The sequence below is a fragment of the Embleya hyalina genome, assembly GCF_003967355.1.
GTDB classification, from domain to species: domain Bacteria; phylum Actinomycetota; class Actinomycetes; order Streptomycetales; family Streptomycetaceae; genus Embleya; species Embleya hyalina.
The window spans coordinates 202,522-224,921 of sequence record NZ_BIFH01000013.1 but is presented as its reverse complement, the minus strand read 5'-3'; the positions used below and the strand labels follow the sequence as shown (position 1 = coordinate 224,921).

The 22,400-nt window shown below is 72.8% G+C and carries 21 protein-coding genes; 9 read left to right on the top strand and 12 right to left on the bottom strand.

From position 1 onward, the window contains the following. Positions 1 to 71 precede the first annotated feature (71 nt). A complete protein-coding gene (gene nadE / locus EMA17_RS01060) occupies positions 72 to 911 on the top strand; it encodes an NAD(+) synthase (protein WP_126634928.1) in 840 nt (279 codons plus the stop codon). A 66-nt stretch (positions 912 to 977) separates the two neighbouring features. Here the strand turns inward: nadE and katG are convergent, their stop codons facing one another. Beyond that, a complete protein-coding gene (gene katG, locus EMA17_RS01055) occupies positions 978 to 3,209 on the bottom strand; it encodes a catalase/peroxidase HPI (RefSeq protein WP_126634927.1) in 2,232 nt (743 codons plus the stop codon). A 434-nt stretch (positions 3,210 to 3,643) separates the two neighbouring features. Here katG and EMA17_RS01050 point away from each other — a divergent pair, with 434 nt between their 5' ends. Beyond that, on the top strand, positions 3,644 to 4,054 hold the full coding sequence (locus tag EMA17_RS01050; protein ID WP_126634926.1) for a Fur family transcriptional regulator: 411 nt from the start codon (positions 3,644 to 3,646) through the stop codon (positions 4,052 to 4,054). Between the two features lie 79 nt (positions 4,055 to 4,133). Beyond that, complete coding sequence (locus EMA17_RS01045; protein ID WP_246126375.1) at positions 4,134 to 4,517, top strand: hypothetical protein; 384 nt, start codon at positions 4,134 to 4,136, stop codon at positions 4,515 to 4,517. Between the two features lie 88 nt (positions 4,518 to 4,605). Here EMA17_RS01045 and EMA17_RS01040 read toward each other — a convergent pair whose 3' ends face one another. Beyond that, entirely contained in the window at positions 4,606 to 5,199 is a 594-nt protein-coding gene (locus EMA17_RS01040) for a GNAT family N-acetyltransferase (protein ID WP_126634925.1), read from the bottom strand. Positions 5,200 to 5,371: 172 nt separating this feature from the next. Between EMA17_RS01040 and EMA17_RS01035 the strand changes: the two genes are divergently transcribed. Continuing rightward, on the top strand, positions 5,372 to 6,841 hold the full coding sequence (locus EMA17_RS01035) for a S41 family peptidase (RefSeq protein WP_126634924.1): 1,470 nt from the start codon (positions 5,372 to 5,374) through the stop codon (positions 6,839 to 6,841). On the opposite strand, the gene EMA17_RS01030 is transcribed toward EMA17_RS01035, so the two are convergent. Then, complete coding sequence (locus tag EMA17_RS01030; protein WP_126634923.1) at positions 6,838 to 7,689, bottom strand: class I SAM-dependent methyltransferase; 852 nt, start codon at positions 7,687 to 7,689, stop codon at positions 6,838 to 6,840. The two genes, EMA17_RS01035 and EMA17_RS01030, sit on opposite strands and share 4 nt — an antisense overlap. A gap of 258 nt (positions 7,690 to 7,947) precedes the next feature. Here EMA17_RS01030 and EMA17_RS01025 point away from each other — a divergent pair, with 258 nt between their 5' ends. Continuing rightward, positions 7,948 to 8,898 carry a hypothetical protein gene (locus EMA17_RS01025; RefSeq protein WP_126634922.1) on the top strand — a complete coding sequence of 317 codons (951 nt, stop codon included), beginning with the start codon at positions 7,948 to 7,950 and terminating at the stop codon, positions 8,896 to 8,898. A gap of 60 nt (positions 8,899 to 8,958) precedes the next feature. Here EMA17_RS01025 and EMA17_RS01020 read toward each other — a convergent pair whose 3' ends face one another. The 3 genes from EMA17_RS01020 to EMA17_RS01010 all read right to left on the bottom strand — a co-directional run bounded on the left by EMA17_RS01020 (position 8,959) and on the right by EMA17_RS01010 (position 11,714). Beyond that, positions 8,959 to 10,377, bottom strand: a complete 1,419-nt coding sequence (locus tag EMA17_RS01020; protein ID WP_126634921.1) for a DUF2252 domain-containing protein — start codon at positions 10,375 to 10,377, stop codon at positions 8,959 to 8,961. A 192-nt stretch (positions 10,378 to 10,569) separates the two neighbouring features. Beyond that, positions 10,570 to 11,391: a hypothetical protein gene (locus tag EMA17_RS01015; RefSeq protein WP_126634920.1), complete on the bottom strand. Its 822-nt coding sequence runs from the start codon at positions 11,389 to 11,391 to the stop codon at positions 10,570 to 10,572. After that, positions 11,388 to 11,714 (bottom strand): PadR family transcriptional regulator, encoded by a 327-nt coding sequence (locus EMA17_RS01010; protein WP_126634919.1) that lies wholly within the window; start codon positions 11,712 to 11,714, stop codon positions 11,388 to 11,390. The genes EMA17_RS01015 and EMA17_RS01010 overlap by 4 nt, the downstream gene beginning before the upstream one ends. Positions 11,715 to 11,850: 136 nt before the next feature. Between EMA17_RS01010 and EMA17_RS01005 the strand changes: the two genes are divergently transcribed. Beyond that, the gene (locus tag EMA17_RS01005; RefSeq protein WP_218042577.1) at positions 11,851 to 14,004 is read left to right on the top strand and encodes an MMPL family transporter; all 2,154 of its coding nucleotides are present in this window, start codon (positions 11,851 to 11,853) and stop codon (positions 14,002 to 14,004) included. A 55-nt stretch (positions 14,005 to 14,059) separates the two neighbouring features. Here the strand turns inward: EMA17_RS01005 and EMA17_RS01000 are convergent, their stop codons facing one another. From EMA17_RS01000 to EMA17_RS00980, 5 genes are all read right to left on the bottom strand, one after another. Then, positions 14,060 to 14,611: a cob(I)yrinic acid a,c-diamide adenosyltransferase gene (locus EMA17_RS01000; protein ID WP_126634917.1), complete on the bottom strand. Its 552-nt coding sequence runs from the start codon at positions 14,609 to 14,611 to the stop codon at positions 14,060 to 14,062. A gap of 135 nt (positions 14,612 to 14,746) precedes the next feature. Then, positions 14,747 to 15,724 (bottom strand): phosphotransferase family protein, encoded by a 978-nt coding sequence (locus tag EMA17_RS00995; RefSeq protein WP_126634916.1) that lies wholly within the window; start codon positions 15,722 to 15,724, stop codon positions 14,747 to 14,749. 54 nt (positions 15,725 to 15,778) lie between these two features. After that, entirely contained in the window at positions 15,779 to 16,825 is a 1,047-nt protein-coding gene (locus tag EMA17_RS00990) for a nucleotidyl transferase AbiEii/AbiGii toxin family protein (RefSeq protein ID WP_126634915.1), read from the bottom strand. An 86-nt stretch (positions 16,826 to 16,911) separates the two neighbouring features. Next, positions 16,912 to 17,559 (bottom strand): response regulator transcription factor, encoded by a 648-nt coding sequence (locus tag EMA17_RS00985; protein WP_126634914.1) that lies wholly within the window; start codon positions 17,557 to 17,559, stop codon positions 16,912 to 16,914. Further along, entirely contained in the window at positions 17,547 to 18,266 is a 720-nt protein-coding gene (locus tag EMA17_RS00980; RefSeq protein WP_218042575.1) for a sensor histidine kinase, read from the bottom strand. The genes EMA17_RS00985 and EMA17_RS00980 overlap by 13 nt, the downstream gene beginning before the upstream one ends. A 337-nt stretch (positions 18,267 to 18,603) precedes the next feature. Between EMA17_RS00980 and EMA17_RS00975 the strand changes: the two genes are divergently transcribed. From EMA17_RS00975 to EMA17_RS00965, 3 genes are all read left to right on the top strand, one after another. Then, the gene (locus tag EMA17_RS00975; protein ID WP_126634912.1) at positions 18,604 to 18,969 is read left to right on the top strand and encodes a YybH family protein; all 366 of its coding nucleotides are present in this window, start codon (positions 18,604 to 18,606) and stop codon (positions 18,967 to 18,969) included. A gap of 201 nt (positions 18,970 to 19,170) precedes the next feature. Then, the gene (locus EMA17_RS00970; protein ID WP_174861281.1) at positions 19,171 to 19,785 is read left to right on the top strand and encodes a dihydrofolate reductase family protein; all 615 of its coding nucleotides are present in this window, start codon (positions 19,171 to 19,173) and stop codon (positions 19,783 to 19,785) included. A 64-nt stretch (positions 19,786 to 19,849) separates the two neighbouring features. Further along, the gene (locus EMA17_RS00965) at positions 19,850 to 20,356 is read left to right on the top strand and encodes a hypothetical protein (RefSeq protein ID WP_126634910.1); all 507 of its coding nucleotides are present in this window, start codon (positions 19,850 to 19,852) and stop codon (positions 20,354 to 20,356) included. A gap of 15 nt (positions 20,357 to 20,371) precedes the next feature. Here the strand turns inward: EMA17_RS00965 and EMA17_RS00960 are convergent, their stop codons facing one another. Continuing rightward, positions 20,372 to 22,303, bottom strand: a complete 1,932-nt coding sequence (locus EMA17_RS00960) for a hypothetical protein (RefSeq protein WP_126634909.1) — start codon at positions 22,301 to 22,303, stop codon at positions 20,372 to 20,374. Between the last annotated feature and the right edge of the window lie 97 nt (positions 22,304 to 22,400).

Sequence of the window (22,400 nt, the reverse complement as noted above, 5' to 3'; positions counted from 1 at the left end):
CCGCGCGGCCCGTGAGCCGGCCGACACCGCTCCCCGGCGTCGGGTCGTGCCCCGCTCGGTACAGTACGGGGATGGCAAACCCCAGGGAGCAGATTCTCGCCGAACTCGGCGTGCGGACGGCCGTCGTGCCCAAGGTGGAGATCCGGCGCCGGGTCGACTTCCTCAAGGACTATCTCCGGTCGACCCCGGCCAAGGGCTACGTGCTCGGGATCAGCGGCGGCCAGGACAGCACGCTGGCGGGCCGGTTGTGCCAGCTCGCCGCCGAGGAGTTGCGGGCCGAGGGCCACGAGGCGGAGTTCGTCGCGGTGCGGCTGCCCTACGGCGTGCAGGCCGACGAGCACGACGCGCAGATCGCGCTGGGGTTCGTCCGACCCGACCGCTCGGTCACGGTGAACGTCAAGCCGGGCGCCGACGCGGTGGCCGCCGAGGTGGCCCGCGGTCTGGCCGATTCGGCGGGCGGGGAGTCCGAGCTGCGGGACTTCGTGCGCGGCAACATCAAGGCCCGTGAGCGCATGGTGATCCAATACGCGATCGCCGGACAGCTGGGCCTGCTCGTGGTGGGCACCGATCATGCCGCCGAGGCGGTGACGGGCTTCTTCACCAAGTACGGCGACGGCGGTGTCGACCTCACCCCGCTGACCGGCCTGACCAAGCGTCAGGGCGCGGCGCTGCTCCAGGAGTTGGGCGCGCCGCCGAGCGTGTGGGAGAAGGTGCCGACCGCCGACCTGGAGGACGACCGACCCGCGCTGCCCGACGAGGTCGCGCTGGGTCTGACGTACGGTCAGATCGACGAGTACCTGGAGGGCGGCGACGTCGCGCCGGAGGTGGCGGCGCGCCTGGAGTCGACCCATCGCGCGACTCGGCACAAGCGGGCCCAACCGGTCGCGCCCGACGACGACTGGTGGCGCTGACCGCGCGGTGGCGGTTCGTGGAACGGCGTCCGGGTCGGCCCGTGTGGGCCGACCCGGACGTCGTGGTCACACCAGGTCGAACCGGTCCAGCTCCATCACCTTGGTCCAGGCCGCGACGAAGTCGGCGACGAACTTCTCCTTGGCGTCGTCGCTCGCGTAGACCTCCGCGAGCGCACGCAGCTCGGAGTTCGACCCGAAGACCAGGTCGACCCGGCTGCCGGTCCACTTGACCTCGTCGGTGGCCGCGTCGCGACCCTCGAACGTGTTCGCGTCCTCCGACGTCGCCTTCCACGTCGTGCCCATGTCGAGCAGGTTGACGAAGAAGTCGTTGCTCAGCACGCCGGGCGTGCTGGTGAACACGCCGAGCGACGACTGCTGGTGGTTGGCGCCCAGGACACGCAGCCCGCCGACGAGGACCGTGGTCTCCGGCGCGCTCAGGGTCAGCAGGTTCGCCCGGTCGATGAGCAGATACTCGGCCGGCAGCCGGTTGCCCTTCGCGAGGTGGTTGCGGAACCCGTCGGCGGTCGGCTCCAGGGCGGCGAACGACTCGACGTCGGTCTCCTCCTGCGAGGCGTCCACCCGGCCCGGGGTGAAGGGCACCTCGACGTCGACCCCGGCGGCCTTGGCCGCCTGCTCGACCGCGGCACCGCCGGCGAGCACGATCAGGTCGGCGAGCGAGACCCGCTTGCCGTCGTCGCGACCGCCGTCGAACGCCGCCTTGATCTCCTCCAGGCCGTGCAGCACCGCGGCCAGCCGGTCGGGCTCGTTGACCTCCCAGCCGAGCTGCGGTTCGAGCCGCAGACGCGCGCCGTTGGCACCGCCGCGCTTGTCGCTGCCGCGGAAGGAGGACGCCGACGCCCACGCCGTGGACACCAGCTGGGACACGGTCAGACCGGACGCGAACACCCGGGCCTTGAGGTCGGCGATCTCCTCGGCGCCGATCGGCTCGTGGTCGACCGCCGGCAGCGGGTCCTGCCACAGCAGCGTCTCGGTGGGCACCTCCGGGCCGAGGTAGCGCACGACCGGGCCCATGTCGCGGTGGGTCAGCTTGAACCACGCCCGCGAGAAGGCGTCGGCGAACGCCTGGGGCTCGGCCAGGAACCGACGCGAGATCTGCTCGTACGCCGGGTCGAAGCGCAGCGACAGGTCGGTGGTCAGCATGGTCGGCGCGTGCGTCTTCGACGCGTCGTGCGCGTCCGGGACGGTGCCCGCGCCGGCGCCGTCCTTCGGCTTCCACTGGTGGGCGCCGGCCGGGCTCTCGGACAGCTCCCAGTCGTAGCCGAACAGCGTCTCGAAGAAGCTGTTGTCCCAGGTCACCGGGGTTGCGGTCCAGGCACCCTCGAGTCCGCTGGTGATCGCGTCGGCGCCCTTGCCGGTGCCGAACGTGCTCTTCCAGCCAAGGCCCTGCTGCTCGATCGGGGCCGCCTCGGGGTCGGGGCCGACGTGGTCCGCCGGGCCCGCGCCGTGCGTCTTGCCGAAGGTGTGCCCGCCGGCGATCAGGGCGACGGTCTCCTCGTCGTTCATCGCCATCCGGCGGAACGTCTCGCGGATGTCGCGCGCGGCGGCCAGCGGGTCCGGGTTGCCGTTCGGGCCCTCGGGGTTGACGTAGATCAGGCCCATCTGGACCGCGCCGAGCGGGTTCTCCAGGTCCCGGTCGCCGCTGTAGCGCTCGTCGCCGAGCCAGGTGTTCTCCGGACCCCAGTAGACGTCCTCGTCGGCCTCCCACACGTCGGCGCGACCGCCGCCGAAGCCGAAGGTCTCGAAGCCCATCGTCTCCAGGGCCACATTGCCGGTGAGGATCAGCAGGTCGGCCCAGGACAGGCTCTGCCCGTACTTCTTCTTGACCGGCCACAACAACCGACGCGCCTTGTCCAGGCTCGCGTTGTCCGGCCAGCTGTTGAGCGGGGCGAAGCGCTGCTGCCCGGCGCCGGCGCCGCCGCGGCCGTCGCTGATCCGGTAGGTGCCGGCGCTGTGCCAGGCCATCCGGATCATGAACGGGCCGTAGTTGCCGTAGTCGGCCGGCCACCAGTCCTGCGAGGTGGTCAACACCTCGGCGATGTCCCGCTTCACCGCGGGAAGATCGAGCGCCTCGAACGCCGCGGCGTAGTCGAAGTCCGCGCCGAGGGGATTGGCCACGGCGGGGTTCTTGGCGAGGATCTTCAGGTTCAGTCGCTCCGGCCACCACTGCCGGTTTCCACCGCCCTGGGTCGGGTGCGGGGCGCGCGTGTGCGCGACCGGGCAGCCCCCTCCGCCCTCCGACTTCGCGTCTACGACGATTGCATCATTGTTCTCGGACATGGGAATCCTTCCGGACCAGGCGGATCGTGGTACTCGGGGAGTGCGAGCGGTGCAACGGTCGGGGGAAGCCGGACCCGCCGGACGTGCTCGGCCCGGGGGCGTCGACGAACCTCTACGGTCGTGCGGTCCACGTCGGCGACGACACGACGGATCGGCGGAACCGGGCCGCGTCGCGGTCGGTTCACCGCGTGATACGGGTCCCGCGCCGGCGGCCGGCTTCGTCAGGCCGACACCGCGCGGTCCCACGGGGGTGGTCCCGTCACGTCTCCGTCTCCTGCCGTAGTGGGGTGTTCCCGACTCTTGGCTATCGCCAGAACCGATCCTACGATGGACAGAGTCCAAGTCAAGATGTGCGCCAATTCCACATCCAAACGGAACCCGGACCTCCGCCGGTAAACTCGGGTCTCCACCGAACCCTGAATAGGTGAACCGATATGAGTGACCTGCTGGAGCGACTGCGCGCGCGTGGTTGGCGGATGACGTCGCAGCGGCGCGTCGTGGCCGAGGTCCTCGACGGCGACCACGTGCATCTGACGGCCGACGAGGTCCACGCGCGCGCGGTGGCGCGCCTGCCCGAGATCTCCCGCGCCACGGTCTACAACGCGCTGGGCGAGCTGGTCTCGCTGGGCGAGGTCATCGAGGTGTCCACCGACGGCCGCGCCAAGCGCTACGACCCCAACGCGCACCGCCCGCACCAGCACCTGGTCTGCTCCCGGTGCGGCACCATCCGCGACGTGCACCCGGCGGGCGACCCCCTGACCGACCTCCCCGCCGAGCAACGCTTCGGCTTCACCGTCTCCGCGGTCGAGGTCACCTACCGGGGCCTGTGTCCCGGCTGCGCGTAGCGCTTCCGCGCCACACCGGTGATCGCGCCGAGCGACGGACGAGGGCGGACGCTCGACAGCAGGGTGGGGCGGAACGACCGTGAGCAACAAGGAGGCGATCGTGGTGGGCGATGCGCACGCCGAGACATCGGAAGACGCGCCACTGTTCCCCATGCCGCCGGTGACCGAGCAGGCGCTGCGGGTGGCGGTGCTCTCGCTCGACCCGGCGGCGGCCGTTCGCTTCGAACGAGAGTTTCATTCCGCTTGGCAGGAAGCCGTGCAAACGGACAGCACCGTGCCCATGCATACGTTCCTGCACCGCTGGGCCGTCTTCGTGGCGCTGCGTCGCTTCCCGGCTCGGGCACGTCGCCTTCGCGAGTCGGAGCAGACGATCGCGGACGCGGACACCTTCGCCGCCACGCGCCCGGCAGCCGCCGAGATCGCCGCCATGCTCGACGAGGCCGCCCGCGAAGCCGTCGTGTGAGCGATCGGACCCGGGAGTACGACCCGGATACCGGCCGCACTTGAGCGATCGCTGATATCGACTCACGGGCCCGCTGCCCGCCGCATGCCTACGGTCGCCCCTGGTGCAACCAGGTGTTCAGGACGACGTGGCGGTCGGCGCGATGGCGGGTGACGGGCTCGGCGTCGGTGAGGCGGAAGCCGGTCTTTACCGCGACGGCGATGCTGGGCGCGTTGTCGGCGGCGATGCGCAGGATCACCGCGTCGGCACCGAGTTCGTCGCGGGCGTACTCCGTCATCAGGCGCACCGCGCGGGCGGCCAGGCCCCGACGGCGGTGCCGCGCGCCGATTCCGTACGCGATCTCCCCCACCCGACTCGGCCGCGCGGCCTCGGAGCCCAGATCGATGTCGGGGCCGTCGGCGTCCGCGAACAGCAGGATTTCGCCGCACGGTTCGCCGCCGTCGAGGGTGACGGCCAGTTGGATGCCCCGATGCAGCGCGCGGGACGCGCGGGCCCGCGCCAGGTACGCCCGCGCGGCCTCGGCGTCGAACGGCGAGGTCAGCGGCGTCCAGCGGTCGATCTCGGGCTCGTCGAACAGCTCGACCATGGCCGGCACGTCGTCGTCGGTCCACTCGCGCAGCCACAGCCCGTGGCCCTGTACGCGGATCTCGCTCGGCAGGAGGTATGCGGGTGATGAGGTCATGGCTTCGATCCTGCCCGCTGATCGACGCCGAGGCCACGCCCCGTCGCCGCCCGCCGCGAAACCGACCACCGACCACCGACCACCGGGTGAGATGTACCGCCTCGCGAGAGGGAGTTCGCTCTCCGACCTGTGGCGGTGTCGAGGGTTCGTCGGGCCTGGAAACGTGGTGTGCATGACCACACGACACGTGGGCCGCGTTCGCCGCGGCCGGTATCGCCTCGCCCTGGTGGGCACGGTTTTCCTGGCTCTGCTCGGTTCCGCGGGCGTGGCCGTCGGCGCGGAGCCGGCGCCCGCCTCGGAGCGCGCCCCGGACGGAGTCTGGCGCTCCGACGGCTACGGGACGGTCCTCACGATCGACGGCGGCGTGTTGCGGCCGTACGAGACGACCGACATCGGGTGCGTGCCCGGCACCCCCGCGTACCGGGAGCAGGCCCCGGGACCGGACGGCTCCGCGCGGTTCCGGGCCCGCGACGCCCCCGACAGCTACTTCCCGATCACCGTACGCCGGCTCCCCGGGCGCCCCGATCGAGCCTCCCTGACCGTCGAAGGCACCCTGGGCCGCCGCGAGTTGCGGCGCGTCCGCACCCTGCCGGCCGGCTGCCTGCGGCCCGCGCCCGCCGACCCGCGGGCCGTCTTCGACGTGTTCTGGCAGACGTTCCGGGAGAACTACGCCTTCTTCGCCGAGCGCGGCGTCGACTGGGCGGCGGCCCGGGAGAAGTATCGGCCGATGGTGCGCCCGGACACCACCGACGATCGCCTCTTCGAGATCCTCACCACGATGGCCGAACCGCTGCGCGACGGCCACACCTCCCTGCGGGCCCCGGCCCTGGACCGCTTCTGGCGGGTGGCGCGCCCCGGGACACCCGAGTTGGACCAGGCGTACGAGGACCGGATCCGGGCCTTCGTCGAGCGCCGCGACCTCGGCGGCACGCCGTTGCGAACCTACGCCGCGGGCGCGATCGGCTATGCCGAACTCCCCGGCCGGATCGGCTATCTGCGGATCAACCGGTTCGTCGGCTACACCGGCGACCAGGCCCCGTTCGCGGTCGAGGCGGCCGAACTCGACCGCGCCCTCGACGCGATCGTCACCGCCGGGAACGCCTCCGGTCCCGACGCCTGGCACGGCCTGATCATCGACGTCCGCGTCAACCTCGGCGGCCTGGACGACCTCGGCCGACGCGTCGCCGCCCGACTGACCGACCGGGCCCACCCCGCCTACGTCAAGAGCGCCCGCGACGACCCGCACGACCCCACCCGCTTCACCCGGCCCCAGCCGTTCCGGATCGAGCCCGCCGCCGGCGCGCCGCGCTACACCGGCCCCGTCGCGGTCCTGACCGGCCCCGCCACGGTGAGTGCCGGCGAGACCTTCCTCCTGGCCCTGCGCGAACGTCCGGGGCCCACCACCTTCGTCGGCGACAACACGCAGGGCATCTTCTCCGACATGTTCGGCCGCACGCTCCCCAACGGCTGGACGTTCACCCTCTCCAACGAACGCTACGTCTCCCCGACCGGCCGAAGCTTCGAAGGTGTGGGCCTGCCGGTCGACTTCCGCACCCCGGTCTTCACGGACGCGGAATTCGCCGCCGACCGCGACTCCGCGTTCGACCGCGCGGTACGACTGCTCGGCGGCCGGAATCCCTAGCCGGTGCCCCCGCCCTCGGGGCGGCGGGCGGAGACGGTGAAGTAGTCGAGGGTGCCCTCGCGGTAGGCCAGGAGGAAGTTGTGCGGCCAGGTGCCGGGCGCCCAGGTGCGGTCCAGCCAGCGGTCCCACCCGGGCCAGACCGACTCCCCGATCGAGTCGACCCGGATCTCGCCGAGCCCGGCTCGTTCGAGGGCGTCGGTCAACTCCGGGACGGTGTGCGGAACGTCCAGTTCCTCGGCGAACGTGTGCAGCAACTCGGCCGGCCGCCGCGCCCGGACCGGATCGGCGTCGGGCACGAGGAAGGTGGCCACGATCATGCGTCCTCCGGGCCGCAACACCCGCGCGGCCTCGCGGGCGAACGCCCCGAGGTCACGGAAGTGCTGGGCGGCCTCGACGCTGTACAGGCAGTCGAATTCGCCGTCGCCGAACGGCATGTCCTCGGCCGCCCCGCGCACGAACCGCAACCCCCCGGGCCGGCGGGCCGACGACTCGGCGTCGGCCCGTTCGGCCCGCCGCAACTGCTCCGGATGGATGTCCATGCCGGTGACCCGGGCGAAGCCGTACTCCGCCAGCGCCACCGCGCCCCCGGCCCCCAGCCCGCAGCCCACCTCCAGGACCCGCAGCCCCTCGCCCGGCGCCAACCCGTCCAGCACGTGCCGATACAGCGCCCGCTGGCTGGCGATGCGATCCTCCTCGGTGAGCGCCCGATCGAGATCGATCCCCTGCCAGTAGCCGAAGTTGATGAACCCACCGCCGAACAACCCCGTCGCCCCGAGATCGTCCGCCCCATAGGTCCTCTCGACCGCCGCCGGAATCATCGGCCACGTCCCACCGGACCCGTCCGTCATCGACACCACCTCCAGCCAGGAAGCACACCCACCCCCCGGTTGCCCCCCGATCCACCCCACGAACCCCGACCCCGATTTCCCCCCGTCGAGCACCCGCGATGGGTGCCCGCCGAGATACGGACGCCAAGATTCCGGAACGTGGGGCATTGGTTCGCCGGTGTTCAGGTACGCGGTGCCTGGCAGCCATCGCGTTGCGCGAGGGTCTTCGCGGCCGGACCTGTCGGTACGGCACTGGCACGGCAGAGGAGTTCGGTGCACATGAGGTCGATGGTCCGAGGTTTGCGGTCGGCGGTACGCGGCGTGGCGGCCGGGGCGGCCTGCGTCGCGCTGTGTGCGACGGTCGGGCTCACCGGCACGGCGCACGCGGCGGAGGTGTCCGACGAGCAGGCGGCGCGGGCGAAGCCGGCGTTCCCGTCCGAGATCAAGGGGTGGCAGCCGATCGGGCGGTACGAGATCGACGCCGCGTCGCAGGCCCAGGGACTGGCCAACGTGCGCCCGCACGGCGCCAAGCCGTACCTGTACTACACCGGCAACACCTCGATCCCCGCGCCGGTGCGCGAGCGCGGCTGGTCGCACATCGGCGACCCGGACTCCTCACGCGGCCACCTTTTCGACGCGTACCAGGGCGGCGGCGACGCGACGGCGAAGATGTTCCGGGTGACCACGCCGTCGGGCGCGGCCTACGAGTACGTGCACCCGCTGGCGGCCGGCGAGGCGATGAACAACTCGTTCGCCGCGATCTCCCCCGACAGCCGCTGGATGGTCTCCGGCGAGTGGGACACGATGAACCGCCTGCTCGTCTTCCCCACCCCGCTGCTCAACCCCGCCACGGCGCGCACCGGCGGCGACCTCGCGCTCGCGGGCACCATCGAACTGGACCGTCCGGTCAAGGACATCCAGGGCTGTACGTTCCTGGACGCGAAGCGGCTGCTGTGCGCGTCGGACGACTCCGACCGGAAGTTGTTCCCCGAGGCCAAGCCGCTGTTGCAGATCGAACTGAAGAAGGCGCTCAACGGTCGCACCGTTACCGGACACGTGACCTCGCTCGGCGCGCTTCCCCAGCTCAGCGCCTGCCCCGGCACGGCCGTCGACTTCGAGACCGAGGGCAACGACTACGACCGGCACACCGGTGTGCTGCGCGTCGAGATGATCCCGCCGCGCGACTGCGCCGCGCGCGCGACGGTGTACGAGTTCAAGCGCAAGCGCTGAGCCGGTAGGGGCGGGTGGTGGGTCACGGGGCCGACGCCCGGTGGCCCACCCCCTTCCGGGCTACGCGTCCTCGGCGGTGACCCGGCCGGACCGCACCGCCTCGAGGAGCGCGGCGTGGTCGCGTTCGTTCCGGTCGGCGTAGGTTTCCGCGAAGGCGGTCACCGCGCGGTCGAAGGTGTCCCGGCCGCCCAGGTAGGCGGCGACGGCGATGCGGTCCCCGGAGCGGGCGTGCGCGCGGGCCAGGGTGGCACCGCACAGTTCGCCGAACGCGCGCATCCCGCGCGGCACCATCAGGGACGGTTCGGCGATGCCCTTCCAGTCGCGAAGTTGGCGGACGTAGAAGTCGCGTTGCCGCCCGTCGATGCCGTCCACCCGCTCCCAGCCCAGGAGCATGTCGCCGGCGGCCTGCATCAGGCGCTGGCCCGCGACGACACGTTCGCCCTGGGTGGCCGTCTCGGCGGGGCCGACGTGCGCGGCCAGGACCGACTCGTCGGCCTCCTTGGCCTGGAGGATCAGCGGGTCGTCGAGATCGCGGCCGAGCAGGAGCACGATCCAGCAGCGGGTGCCGACGCTGCCGACGCCGACGACCTTGCGGGCCATGTCCACCACGGTGTACTGGCCGAGCAGGTGGCGCAGTTCGGAGCGGAGCGTTTGCCGATACCGGTCGATCAGGTCGCCGATCCGCCCGGCGAGCGCGGCGCGTTCAGCGTCCGGGAGGAGTTCGGCGATCGGGGTGACCAGCGGCGGCGAGGAGACGATCCTCGGCTCGCCGTCGACCATGCGGGTGAGCTTCGCGAAGGCCTGGAGGCTGTCCCGGGCGCGCGCCTTGCCCATGGCCTTGGACAGTTGCCGCCGGCCACGCTTGTGCAACCGCCCGGACGCCAGCGCCCGGACCCGATCCGCGTCGGCCTTGGCGTACCAGACGTCGAGGTTGCGCATGCCCGCGAAGCGGCGCATCGCCTCGCGGTAGGACCGTACGGTCGCGAGGACCACGTCGGCGCGTTCGGCGTCCGTGTAGCCGTTCTCGCGCCCCGCGATGACCAGACTCGTGGCCAGCCGCTTCACGTCCCACTCCCACGGCCCGGGCAACGTCTCGTCGAAGTCGTTGAGGTCGAACAGCAGCAGCCGTTCGGGCGAGGCCAGCAGCCGGAAGTTGAGCATGTGCGCGTCGCCGCACAGCTGGACCCGCAGCCCCGAACTCGGGGTGCCGGCAAGGTCGCTCGCCATGATCGCGGCGGCACCCCGATAGAACCGGAACGGCGACTCGGCCATGCGCCCGTACCGAATCGGCACCAACTCCGGTACCCGCGACGCCGATTGCCGCTCGATCAGGTCGATCGGATCGGGTCGCCGGGTCGGCGCGAACTCGGCGTGGCTCGACCGCGACGCCTTCGCCCGCGCCGCCCTGCCGCGCTCGGCCCGCTCCCGGGGCGTGGGCGGCGGGTTCTCGCGGGTACGGACTTCGGCTTTCGGCGTCATCGCAAGCCCTTCGGGACCGCATCGAGGCACATACGATCCACGCGTGCGGCCGGCGCGGTTCGCCCGAACGGGTGCCCCCGATCGCCTGGGCGGCCCGGGGGCGAGGGCGGCATGGCGCCCCCACCTCAGGAAACGCGCCGGGGCCGCTCCGGGCGAGCGGTGTGACGCCAACGAGTGACGGCGGCGCGTCCGTCAGGGCCGGCGGGTACGCGCGGGGCGGTGCGCGCGCAGTCGGCGCCAGGTGCCGGCCAGGTGTGCGGCGAGGGCGAGATTCAGCGCGGCGGCCGGTGCGACCAGCGGCCAGGCGAGCGAGGCGGGGGCGGTCACGCCGCGGTTGACGACCAGCATGAGCAGGGTGGCCAGGACGAGGAGTACGCCGAACGTGGCGGTGGCCGCCTCGCGCAGCGGCGGGGCCGCGCCCGGCAGGGCGGCCCGGGGGCCGGTCGCCGCGCGCAGCCCGGACAGCGCCGAGGCCGCGGCCAGGACGGTCCCGAAGGCGAGCAGCCCCAGGCCCGCGTCGAGGAGGGGCGGTCGCCGCTCCCAGGGACCGGTCGGACCGGCCAGCATGGCGGTGGACCATACGCCCGCCAGCGCCGGCAGTGCCCCGAGGGCGGTCAGGACCTGTCGTCGCGCCCGGCGTCGGCCGGTGGCGGCGTTGTATGCCTCGGCCACGGTGGCCGGCGACCCCCACTCGGCCACGGCGCGGCGACCGGCCTCCTCCGGGTCGCCGCAGTCGTCCAGGTGTGCCTCGGCCGCCGCGAGCAGTCCGTCGAGCGCCTCGTCGAGGATCGCCCGACGCCGGGCCCGGGTGCCGGTCAACCGGGCGGCGAGGTGGCGCAGGTAGTCGTCGATCACGACGTCGGGCGGGGCGGCGTGCACGACGTCGGACGCGACGCCGGGCGGGGCGGCGTGCACGACGTCGGACGCGACGTCGGGCGGGGCGGCGTGCACGGGCGCACGCGCCGCGTCCCGCTCGGGTTCGGGCCCACCGTCGGGCGTGGGAGTGGGCCTCACGCGGGCTCGACCCCCAGCACTCCGGACACGACGTCGGCGAACTCCCGCCAGGACGAGCGCTGTTCGCTCAGCGCCCGGTTTCCCGCCCGGGTCAGCGTGTAGCTGCGCCGGCGCCGCCCGCCGTGCACCGACCACCGTCCGGCGATCAGACCGGCCGTCTCCAGCCGGTGCAGCGCCGGATAGACGGTGCCCGTCGGCAGCGTGATGTGCCCGCCGCTGCGGGACTTGAGCTCCTCGACGATCGCGTAGCCGTGTTGCTCGCCGGACTCCAACACCGCCAGGAGCATGCCTTCGAGATGTCCTTTGAGCACTTCGGCCTTCATGGGTCGGCAGGCTACACCGGCGATGCGTAGCGAGACTACATGCCCCTGCCGATAGGTAGCGACGTTATGTATAGACTCCCGCCGCATAAGTAGCGTGCCTATCCATTCGAAACGGGGGACGTCCGTCGTGGAGACGATGACGCGTTGGGTCCTCGGACACCGGCGCCTGGTGATCCTGGTCTGGTTGGTGCTCGCCGCGGCGGGTGTCGCCACCGTCGGCGACACCGTCGATCGGCTGAGCCAGGGCTCGGAGTTGCCCGGCCGGCCCGGGCAACAGGCCAACGACCTCATCCGGGAGCGCTTCGGCGGCACCGGCGGCCGCAACGCCCCGCTGCTCGTCGAGGTGACCGTCCCGGCGGGCCGCCGCGCCGACGAGGCCGAGGTGCGCGACGCGTTCGACGCGGCCGTGCGGCGCGCCACCCCGCCCGGCGGCCGGTACGCGTCGTTCGCGACCACCGGCGACCCGGCGCTGATCTCGGCCGACGGGCGCGGCACGGTGGCCCTGGTCTACCCGCCCGGCGGCGAGGGCCCGAAGGCGTACGGCGACGCGCCGGCCCGGGTGCGGGCGGCGGTGGCCGGGGTCGAGATCGCCGGCGCGCCCGTACGGGTCACCGGCCGGCCGCTGCTCACCGGACGCGACAGCGGCGCCGCGCGCGGCCCGATCGCCGAGACCCTGCTCGGCGCGCTGGGCGCGTTGGTCGTCCTCGGCCTGACCTTCGCCGGCGGCCTGGCCGTGATCCCGCTCCTGACCGCCGCGATCGCCATCCCCACGACGTTCCTGCTCGTCGGCGGCCTCACCCGGGTCACCGACGTGTCGTTCATCGTGCAGTACCTGGTCGCCCTGATCGGCCTGGGCATCGCGATCGACTACGCGCTGCTCGTGGTGACCCGATGGCGCGAGGAGCGCGACCGCGCGGACGGGCCCGATCCGAACGGGCGCGTCGAGGCGATCGTGCGCGCCGCGACCACCGCCGGCCGCGCGGTCCTGCTCAGCGGCGCGACCGTCGCACTGTCCCTGGCCGCGCTGGTCGTGCTGCCCGTACCGTTCCTGCGCAGCGTCGGCTACGCGGGCCTGCTGATGCCGCTGGTGAGTGTCGCGGTCACGCTGACCCTGCTGCCGGTGCTGCTGTACGTGTGCGGTGCCCGGCTGGACGTACCGCGCCGGACCCGGCGTCCGGACGGCCGGGCGTGGTCGGCGATCGCCCGGGCCACCACGCGGCGGCCGGTCCCGGCCGCCGTAATCGGCGGCGCGCTGCTGCTCGCCCTGGCCGCACCCGCGCTGACGATGCGGGTGGGGCAGCCCCAGGTGACGGCGCTCGGCCGCGGCGGCGAGGCCGCGCGGGTGTTCGCCGCGATCGACGGCGCCGGCTTCGGCACGGGTATCGCCCAGCCGATCGAGGTGGCGACCGACGGCGACGCGCGGGCGCTGGCCCGGCGGTTGGCGGCCGAGCCCGGCGTGGCCGGTGCGATCGCCCCCGCCGGGTGGGACGGCGGGGGCCTGCGCGTCGTGGACGTGTGGACGGCCGATGACCCCGCCGGCGACGCGGGACGTGACGCGGTGGGCCGGGTCCTGGCCGCGGCGCGCGACACGCCAGGGGCGCACGCGGGTGGCGGCCCGGCCCAGGATCGCGACTTCGCGGACGCCGTCTACGGCTCGTTGCCGCTGGTCCTGGCGGCGATCGCGGTGCTCACGTTCCTCGTGCTGATGCGGTCGTTGCGCTCGATCTGGCTGCCGGTCAAGGCCCTGGTGCTGAACACCGTGTCGGTGGCCGCCGCCTACGGCGCGGTCGTACTGATCTGGCAGAAGGGCTACGGCAGCGAACTGCTCTTCGACACCCCGGCCACGGGGGCGATCACCGTGTGGGTGCCGATGGCGGTGTTCGCGTTCCTGTTCGGATTGTCCATGGACTACGAGGTGTTCATCCTGACCCGGATCCGCGAGGCGCACCTCGACCTCGCCGCCCGAGGGGTACGGGACACCACCGAGGAGGCCGTCGTGATCGGCATCGGCCGCACCGGCAGGCTGGTCACCTCGGCCGCGCTGATCCTGTTCCTGGCCTTCGTCGCGTTGTCCACCGTCCCGGTCACCGACGTCAGGATCCTGGCCACCGCCCTCGCGGTCGGCATCGTGGTGGACGCGACGATCGTCCGAGGGGTGCTCGCACCGGCGCTGGTGACCCTGATGGGGCGGGCCAACTGGTGGTTCCCGCACCGGGCGGGCGGCCCGCGCGCGAGCTGCGGTGCCGACGGGCCGGAGCCCTCGGACGACCCCGGCTCGGGCCGATCGTGATCGAAATCGCCTCCGTCGCGCCGATCGGCCCCACGCTCGGCCGCCGGGCCCGCGATCAACCCCTGGGCGCCCACAACTCCTCGGGGACGCCCGCCTCGTGGTTCACCGAGCGCGCCAACGCGAACAGCAGGTCCGCGAGCCGATTGAGGTAGGCCAGTACGAACTCCCCGACCGGCTCCTGCCGATTCAGCGCCACCGCACCGCGCTCGGCCCGGCGGCAGACCGCCCGCGCCACGTGCAGGTGCGCGGCGGCCAGGCTTCCGCCCGGGAGGATGAAGTTCGTCAACGGCGGTGTCGCCGCGTCCAGTTCGTCGATCCTGTCCTCGAGTTCCCGAATCTCCCCGCCGGTCGGCCGGGGCAACTCCGCCCCGGACCCCACCCGGCTCGGTGCCATGAGTTCACCGCCCACGACGAACAACGTTTTCTGCACGCCCCGCAACACGGACACCGCCCGCTCCGGCAGACCCGCGGCCAAGGCGAGGCCGATCATCGCGTTGCACTCGTCGACGCTTCCGATCGTCTCGATGCGCACCGAGTCCTTCCCGATCCGTCGCTCGCCCCAGATCCCCGTCTCGCCCCGATCCCCACCACGCGTGTACAGCTTCATATCGACCACCTTTCGCGACGACATCACCGCGGACGGGCCCGCCCGCGGCGCCGACCGTGACCCTCGATATGCCCGACGGGCCGGGTCGGACACCCCGACCCGGCCCACGGCCACCGGGGTCGACGGCGTCGACCGCTACGCGGGGGCGATCAGCAGCAGGGCCTCGTTCAGGTTGTGTTCGGCGATGTCCCGCATGAACTTCCGGTCGGGAAAGTCGCCGTCGAGCAGGCGCAGCGGGCCGGCGGTCAGGGACAACCGTTGGGCGAGCATGTAGAGGGCGAGTCGGTCCTCGTCGAGGTCGTCCGCCGCCACCCGCCGGTAGTGGTCGTGGAGGCGGATGCGCAGGAACACGTGCTCCCACTCGACGTCGAAGTACATCAGGTCCTCGATGTCGATCAGCACCGGATTGCCGTCCCGGTCCACCAGGACGTGGTCCAGGCCCAGTTCGCCGTGGATCACCGAGTATTCGGCGCGCGGCCGTACCGCCGAGGCGAGTTCGTGCAGCCGCTCGTCCAGTCGGTCGCGGGCGGCGGCGATCCTCGGGTCGCGCCCGGCCGCCTCGGCGAGGTTGCGCAACGCGAAGTCGAGCACGACGCCCTCGCAGGAGGTGCCCCGCGCCGTACCGCCCCCGTCGATCAGCGCCACCTTGCCGTACGTCGGCGCCCGATGCGCCCGCATCGCCGCCAGTGCCTCCACGAGCCGCGCCATCGTCGGCTCCACCGCCCGCGGGTCGCGCTCGAACCGGGTCATCAGGTCCTCGCCGGGGAAGTCCTCCACGATGGCGAGGTCGGCCGGATGGTGCGCCCGGTCGCGGTCGACCAGGTGGATCTCCGGCACCCGCAGCCCGAGCGTGGCGAGCCGGGCGTGCGCCGCCTCGAACAGATCGAGCCCGACACCCGGCGAGAACGGATCGGCCACGTCGTCGTCGCCCTCGTGCGCCGGCCAGTAGTTCTCGGAGTCTTCCCACAGATAGGCGATCGCCGATGTCGCGTCGTCCATCGTCAACCGGTACACCCCCTTCCGGGTGCCGCCGGTGAGCCGCTCGACCCCCGCCAACCGCCGACCGCCGCCCAGCGCGGCCCGTACCGCTCCCGCCAGTTGTTCCCGTGTCACATTCCTCGGCGCCACGTCCGCGGCCCGCCTTCCCGGTTCGACGACCGGGGCACCCTACGCGAGCCGCCGCCCGCGGGCGATCGGTTTTCCCCGCGCCGCGAACACCGGCGCCAGCGCCGCGTCCAGCCGGCCGAGCCATTCCCGGGCGGTGCCGTGTGCGCCGGGAAGGTCCGCGAGGAGGGCGGACCAGTCCGCCTCCTCGACGGGAACCGCGTCCGGGTCGAAACCGTGCTCGGGCACGCCCCGGATGAAACCGCTGCCGACCCGACGCAGCAGCGCCGGGGTGAGCCGGGTGCGTTCGTCCTCGGCCAGCAGGACCGCGTCGTAGAGATCCTTGCTCCGGGGCCGACTGTCCCCGGCACCGTCGACGTGCAGCCATACCAGCTTCCAGGCCAGGGACAACTCCCGGCTCGCGGTACGCACCACCGGCGCCGGCCCGCCGTCGGCGCGCGGTATCCGGGTCCACACCGGGGGTTGGTGAAGCTTCTCGTCGAAGGCGAAGTCGAGCCGCGCCTCGCCCGGCGGCAGTCCCTCCGCCTCCCACGGAATCAGGATGCGCATGCCGCCCCCGCCCTGCCCGTCGTACGCGTAGTCCCAACCGCCGTCCCGACGCGCGCCGTTCGCGTCCAGGACCAGGCCCGGCGCCGGCTCCGGCTGCTTCCCGATCCATTGGATCAGGTCCTCGTATGCCGGGATCGACCCCACCGGATCCGGGTCCGTATCCCAGCGAAGACCCTCGGGCGGCGCGATCACCCGAACGCCCCGCGTCTCGAACTCCCGCTCCCCGTCGGCCCACATCTCGTATCCGGCCGCCCCGCCGGCCGCCTCCGGCCACTGCTGCACGGCCGCGACGGCGTCGAGGTAGGGGTATGGCGCCGACGGATCGATGTGGACGGTCGGCGCCGGCGGCACCACGAAGTCCAGATCCGCCGGCTCCCGCGCCCGCTCCCCCATCCAGGCGGCCATGGCCATGCTCCCGCGCAGCATCACACAATCACTCCACGGCGCGGCCGCGACGAGCCCGAGGAGGTGGTCGAGCACGGCACGATGGGCCCGCCGCCGCGCCGAGGTGTCCCGGTCCGGGTCGACGCCGTATGCCATGCGCTCCTCCTCGACGTCCGCGCTCCCGGCCCGGGACTGTACCGATCGAAGCCGACAGCGACCCCGGCCCCGACGGCGGACGGCCGTCAGCGGCCGTCGCGGAGGTACGTGAGCACCGCCTGGACGCGGCGATGACCGGCGTCGGACGCGGGCAGGCCGAGTTTGCCGAAGATGTTGCCGACGTGTTTGTGTACCGCGTTGGCGGTGACGAACAGGATCTCGGCGATCTCGCCGTTGCCCAGGCCGCGCGCCATCAGCGCGAGCACTTCGTGCTCTCGGGGGCTGAGCGGGTCCAGGGGGCCGCCGGCGGCGGCCGTCATCAGTCGCGACAGGACCTCCGGATCCATCACGGTCTCGCCGGCCACGACCCGCCGCAGGCTGTCCACGAATTCGTCCATCCGACCCACGCGGTCCTTGAGCAGGTAGCCGACGCCGCCCGCGCCGTCGGACAACAACTCCCGGGCGTAGACGTGCTCGACGTACTGCGACAGGACCAGGATCGGCAGGCCGGGGCGAACGCGGCGCAGTTCCAGTGCGGCGCGAAGCCCCTCGTCGCGAAACGTCGGCGGCAACCGGACATCCGTGACGACCAGGTCCGGCACGTGTGCGCCCACCGCGGCGATCAGGCCGGGGCCGTCGGTGACCACCGCGTCGACGCCGATGTCCCGGGCGGAGAGGATGAGTTCGAGGCCCGCCGACAGCAGCGCGTTGTCCTCGGCGATCACGACGCGCACGGCAACTCCACGGTGACGACGGTGGGCCCGCCGATCGGACTGGTGATCGCCACCCGGCCGTCCAGCGCGGCCACCCGGCGCCGGATGCCGACGATGCCGGTGCCGTTGCGCTCGTCCGCGCCACCGACTCCGTCGTCCGCGACCTCGACCACCAGGGTGCCGTCGCGGCGGGTCAGGCCGACGCGGGCGCGACGTGCCCGGCTGTACTTGGTGGTGTTGGCGAGCGTCTCCGCCACGACGAAGTAGGCGGCGGCCTCGACGGCGGCGGGCAGTCGGCCGAGTTCGCCCAGCCGGACGTCGGTGGTGACCCCGGTCCGGGCGGCCACGGCGTCGACGGCTCCGGCAAGCCCGCGGTCGGCCAGGATCGGCGGGTAGCCGGCGCGGACGACGTCGCGCAGCTCCGTCATCACCTCCTCCGCGCCCTCCAGGGCCTCGCGCAACAGCTCGGCGACGACCGGGTGTTGGGCGCCGAGGAGGTCCCGGGCGACACCGAGCCGCATGGCCACCGCGACGAGACCGGCCTGCGCGCCGTCGTGCAGGTCACGTTCGATGCGGCGCAACTCCGCGCCGTGGGCGTCGAGTACGTCCGCCCGGCTCGGGCTCACCCGCGCCGTCCGCGCGGCGACGACCGGCCCCCGGTTCGGGGTGCGGAGGCACACCAGGTCGCGCCACACCTCACACCACAGCGATTTCGCTCGGTCACGCACACTCGCCACTTTCTCGGCCCCGTTCCGGACACACCACGCACACCACGCACCGCGACCCGAGGGCCGCGCACACTACGGCGACCCTATGAACGGGTGCGGCGCCCGGGCGTCCTTCCGGGGGACGAGTACCGGAGTACCGGATCCGCAGTACCCGGTCCGGGGTGTATGGGTCACATGCAGGCTGCGCGGCAGTACCGGACCGACGTCCGCATCCACCCGCTTGCCATGACCAATACTTCTGGGAGCCAGCAAATCCATCTGTTGGATTTCTGGAGGGCGAGGGCGCAGGATGGAATCGACGAAAGGCCGCCACACCACGAGGAAAGGAACAAAGACCATGTCCGAGTACGAGAAGGCCATGCGCCCCGAGGACATCACCCGCCTGTTCGTGGAGCGGTCCAACGCCGGCGACGCCGCCGGGGTCGCCGCGCTCTACGCGGAGGACGCCGTACTGGCCTACCCGCCGGGCAGCACGACCGTGGGCCGGGAGGCCATCCGCGAGCTGTGGGCCGGGGTGCTGGCCAACCGTCCCCGTTTCGAGCCCGAGGAACCGCTGCCGACGCTGATCAACGGCGACATCGCGCTCACCTCGACCCCGCCGAAGGACGGCTCCGGCGCCCGCGCCCAGGTGGTGCGGCGTCAACCCGACGGCAGCTGGCTGCGCGTGCTCGACCAGCCGGAATTCGCCCCGCCCACCCGCTGAACCCCCGGACGGCCGTCCCGACCCGGGCGGCCGTCCGCGCGGCCTGCCGGCGCACGAGTCCGGCAGCCTCGCGGCCCGGCCGGGACACCCGTCGAACCCGGTTTCCCATCGGTCCCACCCTCGGCGATGAGTTTCGCGGGCGGTGGTCGTCTACCTCCATGACAGCGACACCGCACCGACCGCAGCACTCTGGAGCACATCATGAGGAAGATCACCGCCGGCCTGTTCATCTCCCTCGACGGGGTCGTGGAGGCGCCCGACCAGTGGCACTTCCCCTACTTCGACGACGAGATGGGTGCGGCCGTTGGTGCGCTGCTGGAGACGTCCGACACCCTCCTGCTGGGTCGCAAGACGTACGACAGCTTCGCCGGCGCGTGGCCGGAGCGGGAGGCGGCCGGTGGCGACGACGCCGCCTTCGGGAAGGCGATCGGCGACGCGCGCAAGATCGTGGTGTCGCGCGGCGAGCCGACCTTCACCTGGCGCAACTCCGAGCGGTTGCGCGGTGATGTCGTGACCGCCGTCACCGCGCTCAAGGCCGAGCCGGGCGCGGACATCTCGATCAGCGGCTCGGTCTCGATCGTGCGCCTGCTGCTGGACGCCGGGCTGCTGGACGAGCTGAACCTGTTCGTGCACCCGATCGCGGTGCGCACCGGCATGCGGCTGTTCACCGAGGGCGAGGGGTCGATCCCGTTGCGGCTGATCTCGTCGAAGGCGTTCGGGTCCGGCGTGCTCCACCTCGTGTACGGCCCGGCCGCGGCGGCTGGCGACGCCTCGTACGACGACGCGAAGGTGCACCTGTCCCGGGCCGACCGGTAGGCCCCGGGCGACGGTGTCCCAGTGTGCACAGCATCGTGTTCGGCCGTCGCTCGTTCAACGGGGTATGAGCAACCACGCCTCGCCGCCCGACGGTTCCCGCCCCGCCCCGGACCCGAAGATCACCCCCGAACAACGTGCGGCCCTGGAGCGGATCACCGCGGCCGGCGGTCGGGCCGGGGCCTGGCTGTGCGGTCTGGGCCGTCCGGGCGGCCCCGCCTGGGCCCTCGCCGGCGCCATCGAACACACACTCGCCGAGCTGCGTCCGTACGGGCCGGCCGAGGTGGACCCCCGCCCCGGTCTGGCCCGGCCCGGCGTCGACCGGGACCTGCCGGCGTACCTGGACCCGTACGGCAGCCCGGCCGGACCGGTCATCGGCGCGCTGCCCCTGACCGCCGCCCAGACGGTCGCGGTGCTCACCGCGGCCGGTTGCGCCCGCATCGCCCCCCTGACCATGTCCCGCCCGGACTGGGTCGGCCAACTCCACGCCCTGGCCGACGCGATCGACGACGCGCTCCGACACGCCACACACGTCGAGCCCGACGCCGGATCGGGTCCCGACCCGACGACGTAGCCGTCGCGCGCCGGGTCACTCGTCCGGGTCGGCCGCGTAGAGCAGGGATCGCACCCTCCCGTCGGCTCCGAATCGGAACGCGAGCGTCCACTCGCAGAACTCGCGGGTGGTCTCGTCGGGGTGATCGCGCAGGGCCTCGAGCAGTTCCTCGGAGAGGTCGACCCGTCCGGCCCGGCGATCCTGGGCGGTGAACGTCAGCAGGTACACGAGTGCCCTGGCCACCACGTGGAAGCGCGGGTCGGACCGGGTCAGCTCGCCGGTGGCCAGTTCCCGCAGGATCGGGGCGGTTCCGGCGCGCACGGTCTTGAGGTTGCCCCGGTCCCGCGCGCCGAAGCCGGCCCCGAAGCAGTCACCGATGGCGAACAGCACCGCGTGCATCTCCCGGATCCGGGCGTCGGTCGGCGCGGTCGCGAGATGGGCGCGCGCCTCCTTGCAGGCATCGACCAGGATCCGCGCCACCGTGTGATCGCGCCGCTGGAGAAAGCCGATGACGAACAACGCCCGTACCCGCAGCCAGGTCTGCTCCTTCTCCCGGGTGAGCACGTGATCCAGCGCGTGCACGATGGCGCCGGTCCAACCGCCCGTCATCAGCGCGTCGATGGCCTTGCGGCGCTGGGTCACCGCGTTCTGCAGCAGCAGGTGCAGGAACAGAGCCTTGGTCGGCTGCAGGATGCGGGCGGGGATGTCCTGGGTGTCCAGCGTGTCGGCCGCGGCCAGGACGACGCCGAACCAGGACTCGTCCCGGGGGTCGGGCGCCGGCCACGTGTTGCAGACGGGTGTGCCGGCGTCGAGCACGGACTCGAGGGTGGCCGCGGTCCAGCGCAGCCCGGCCGCGTCCGGGCGCGGGGTCGGCGCGCGGAACAGCGCGACCACCTCGCGCAGTTCGGCCTCGACGTCGGCGACGCGCCGCCGCTGGACGGGGTCCTCGTCGCGCAGCGGGTTCTGGGTGAGCGTGCGATACCACAGGCCCAGGGCGGCGGTGCCGCATTCCCTGATGGTCGCGTCCGGATCGGTCGCGCGCGCGATCAGCATGGCGCGTACCCGGTCGGTGCCGGGCGGCGACCACTCCAGGGGGATCGCGACGGCCGACTCCAGGTCCAGCGAGCGTCCCGGGCAGATGCTGCGGTGCCGCAACTCCTCGGCGTCGTCCAGGAGTCGGGTCACCCAGCCCTTGAGGTGCGAGTTGGACGACAGGTTCTCCGAGCCCAGGTGCACCAGTTTGGTGACCACGCGCCAGTGCCGGAAACCCAGGGGCGACGTGCGCAGTTCGCCGCCGATCAGATCGCCCAGGTCGGCGTCGAAGGCGTACTTCGTGAGGCTGCCGAGCAGCACCAGGGCGTCGATGTTGCGCGGCGACGGGGGTGCGCCGCCGATCAGGGCCAGCCGTTCGGCGATGGTATGGATCTTCCGCTTGTGGCGCTGCCGCAGCTCCGCCGACGAGCGTCTGGCGTGGTCGACGGGCATGAACAGGGCCAACAGGGCCGACGCCTGGACCAGTACCGCGAATTCGGTGTCCGCGTCCTCCCGCAGGATCTCCCGGGTCCAGCCGGCCGGCAGGTGCGCGGGCAGGGTGTCCTGGCGGGTGAGTCCGCGCAGGCGCAGGCCGAGCGAGTTCAGGCCGCCCAGGGACTCCGTGTCGGGGGCCGGCGCGGTGATCGCCCGATCGAGGTTGCGCAGCCACTCGCCCGCCAGCGGCACCGCGCCCTTGCCGTTCGGCCGACCGTCCGGCGACTCGGCTTTGGGCACGGGGGTCCGGAGGCTGCCCGTGACCTTGGCGGGGGCGCTGCCCGCGCCTCGGGCGACCGCGTTCTGCGGGATGTCGTGGCGTTCGAGCCGGGCGAGCTGGGCGGCCAGGGCGTAGCGCATCAACTGGCCCGCGTCGTCGACGTCGTCGACCCGGTGGTGGATGCGGTCGTCGCCGGGGCGGGCCGGTTCTCCGGGGTTCATTCCGAAAAACTAACAGCGACGTTCTCGTCTCGCATCGTATCCGTCGGGTAGCGCGCCGATGCCGTTACCCGATCCCATCGGGGCCGTCCCGACCTGC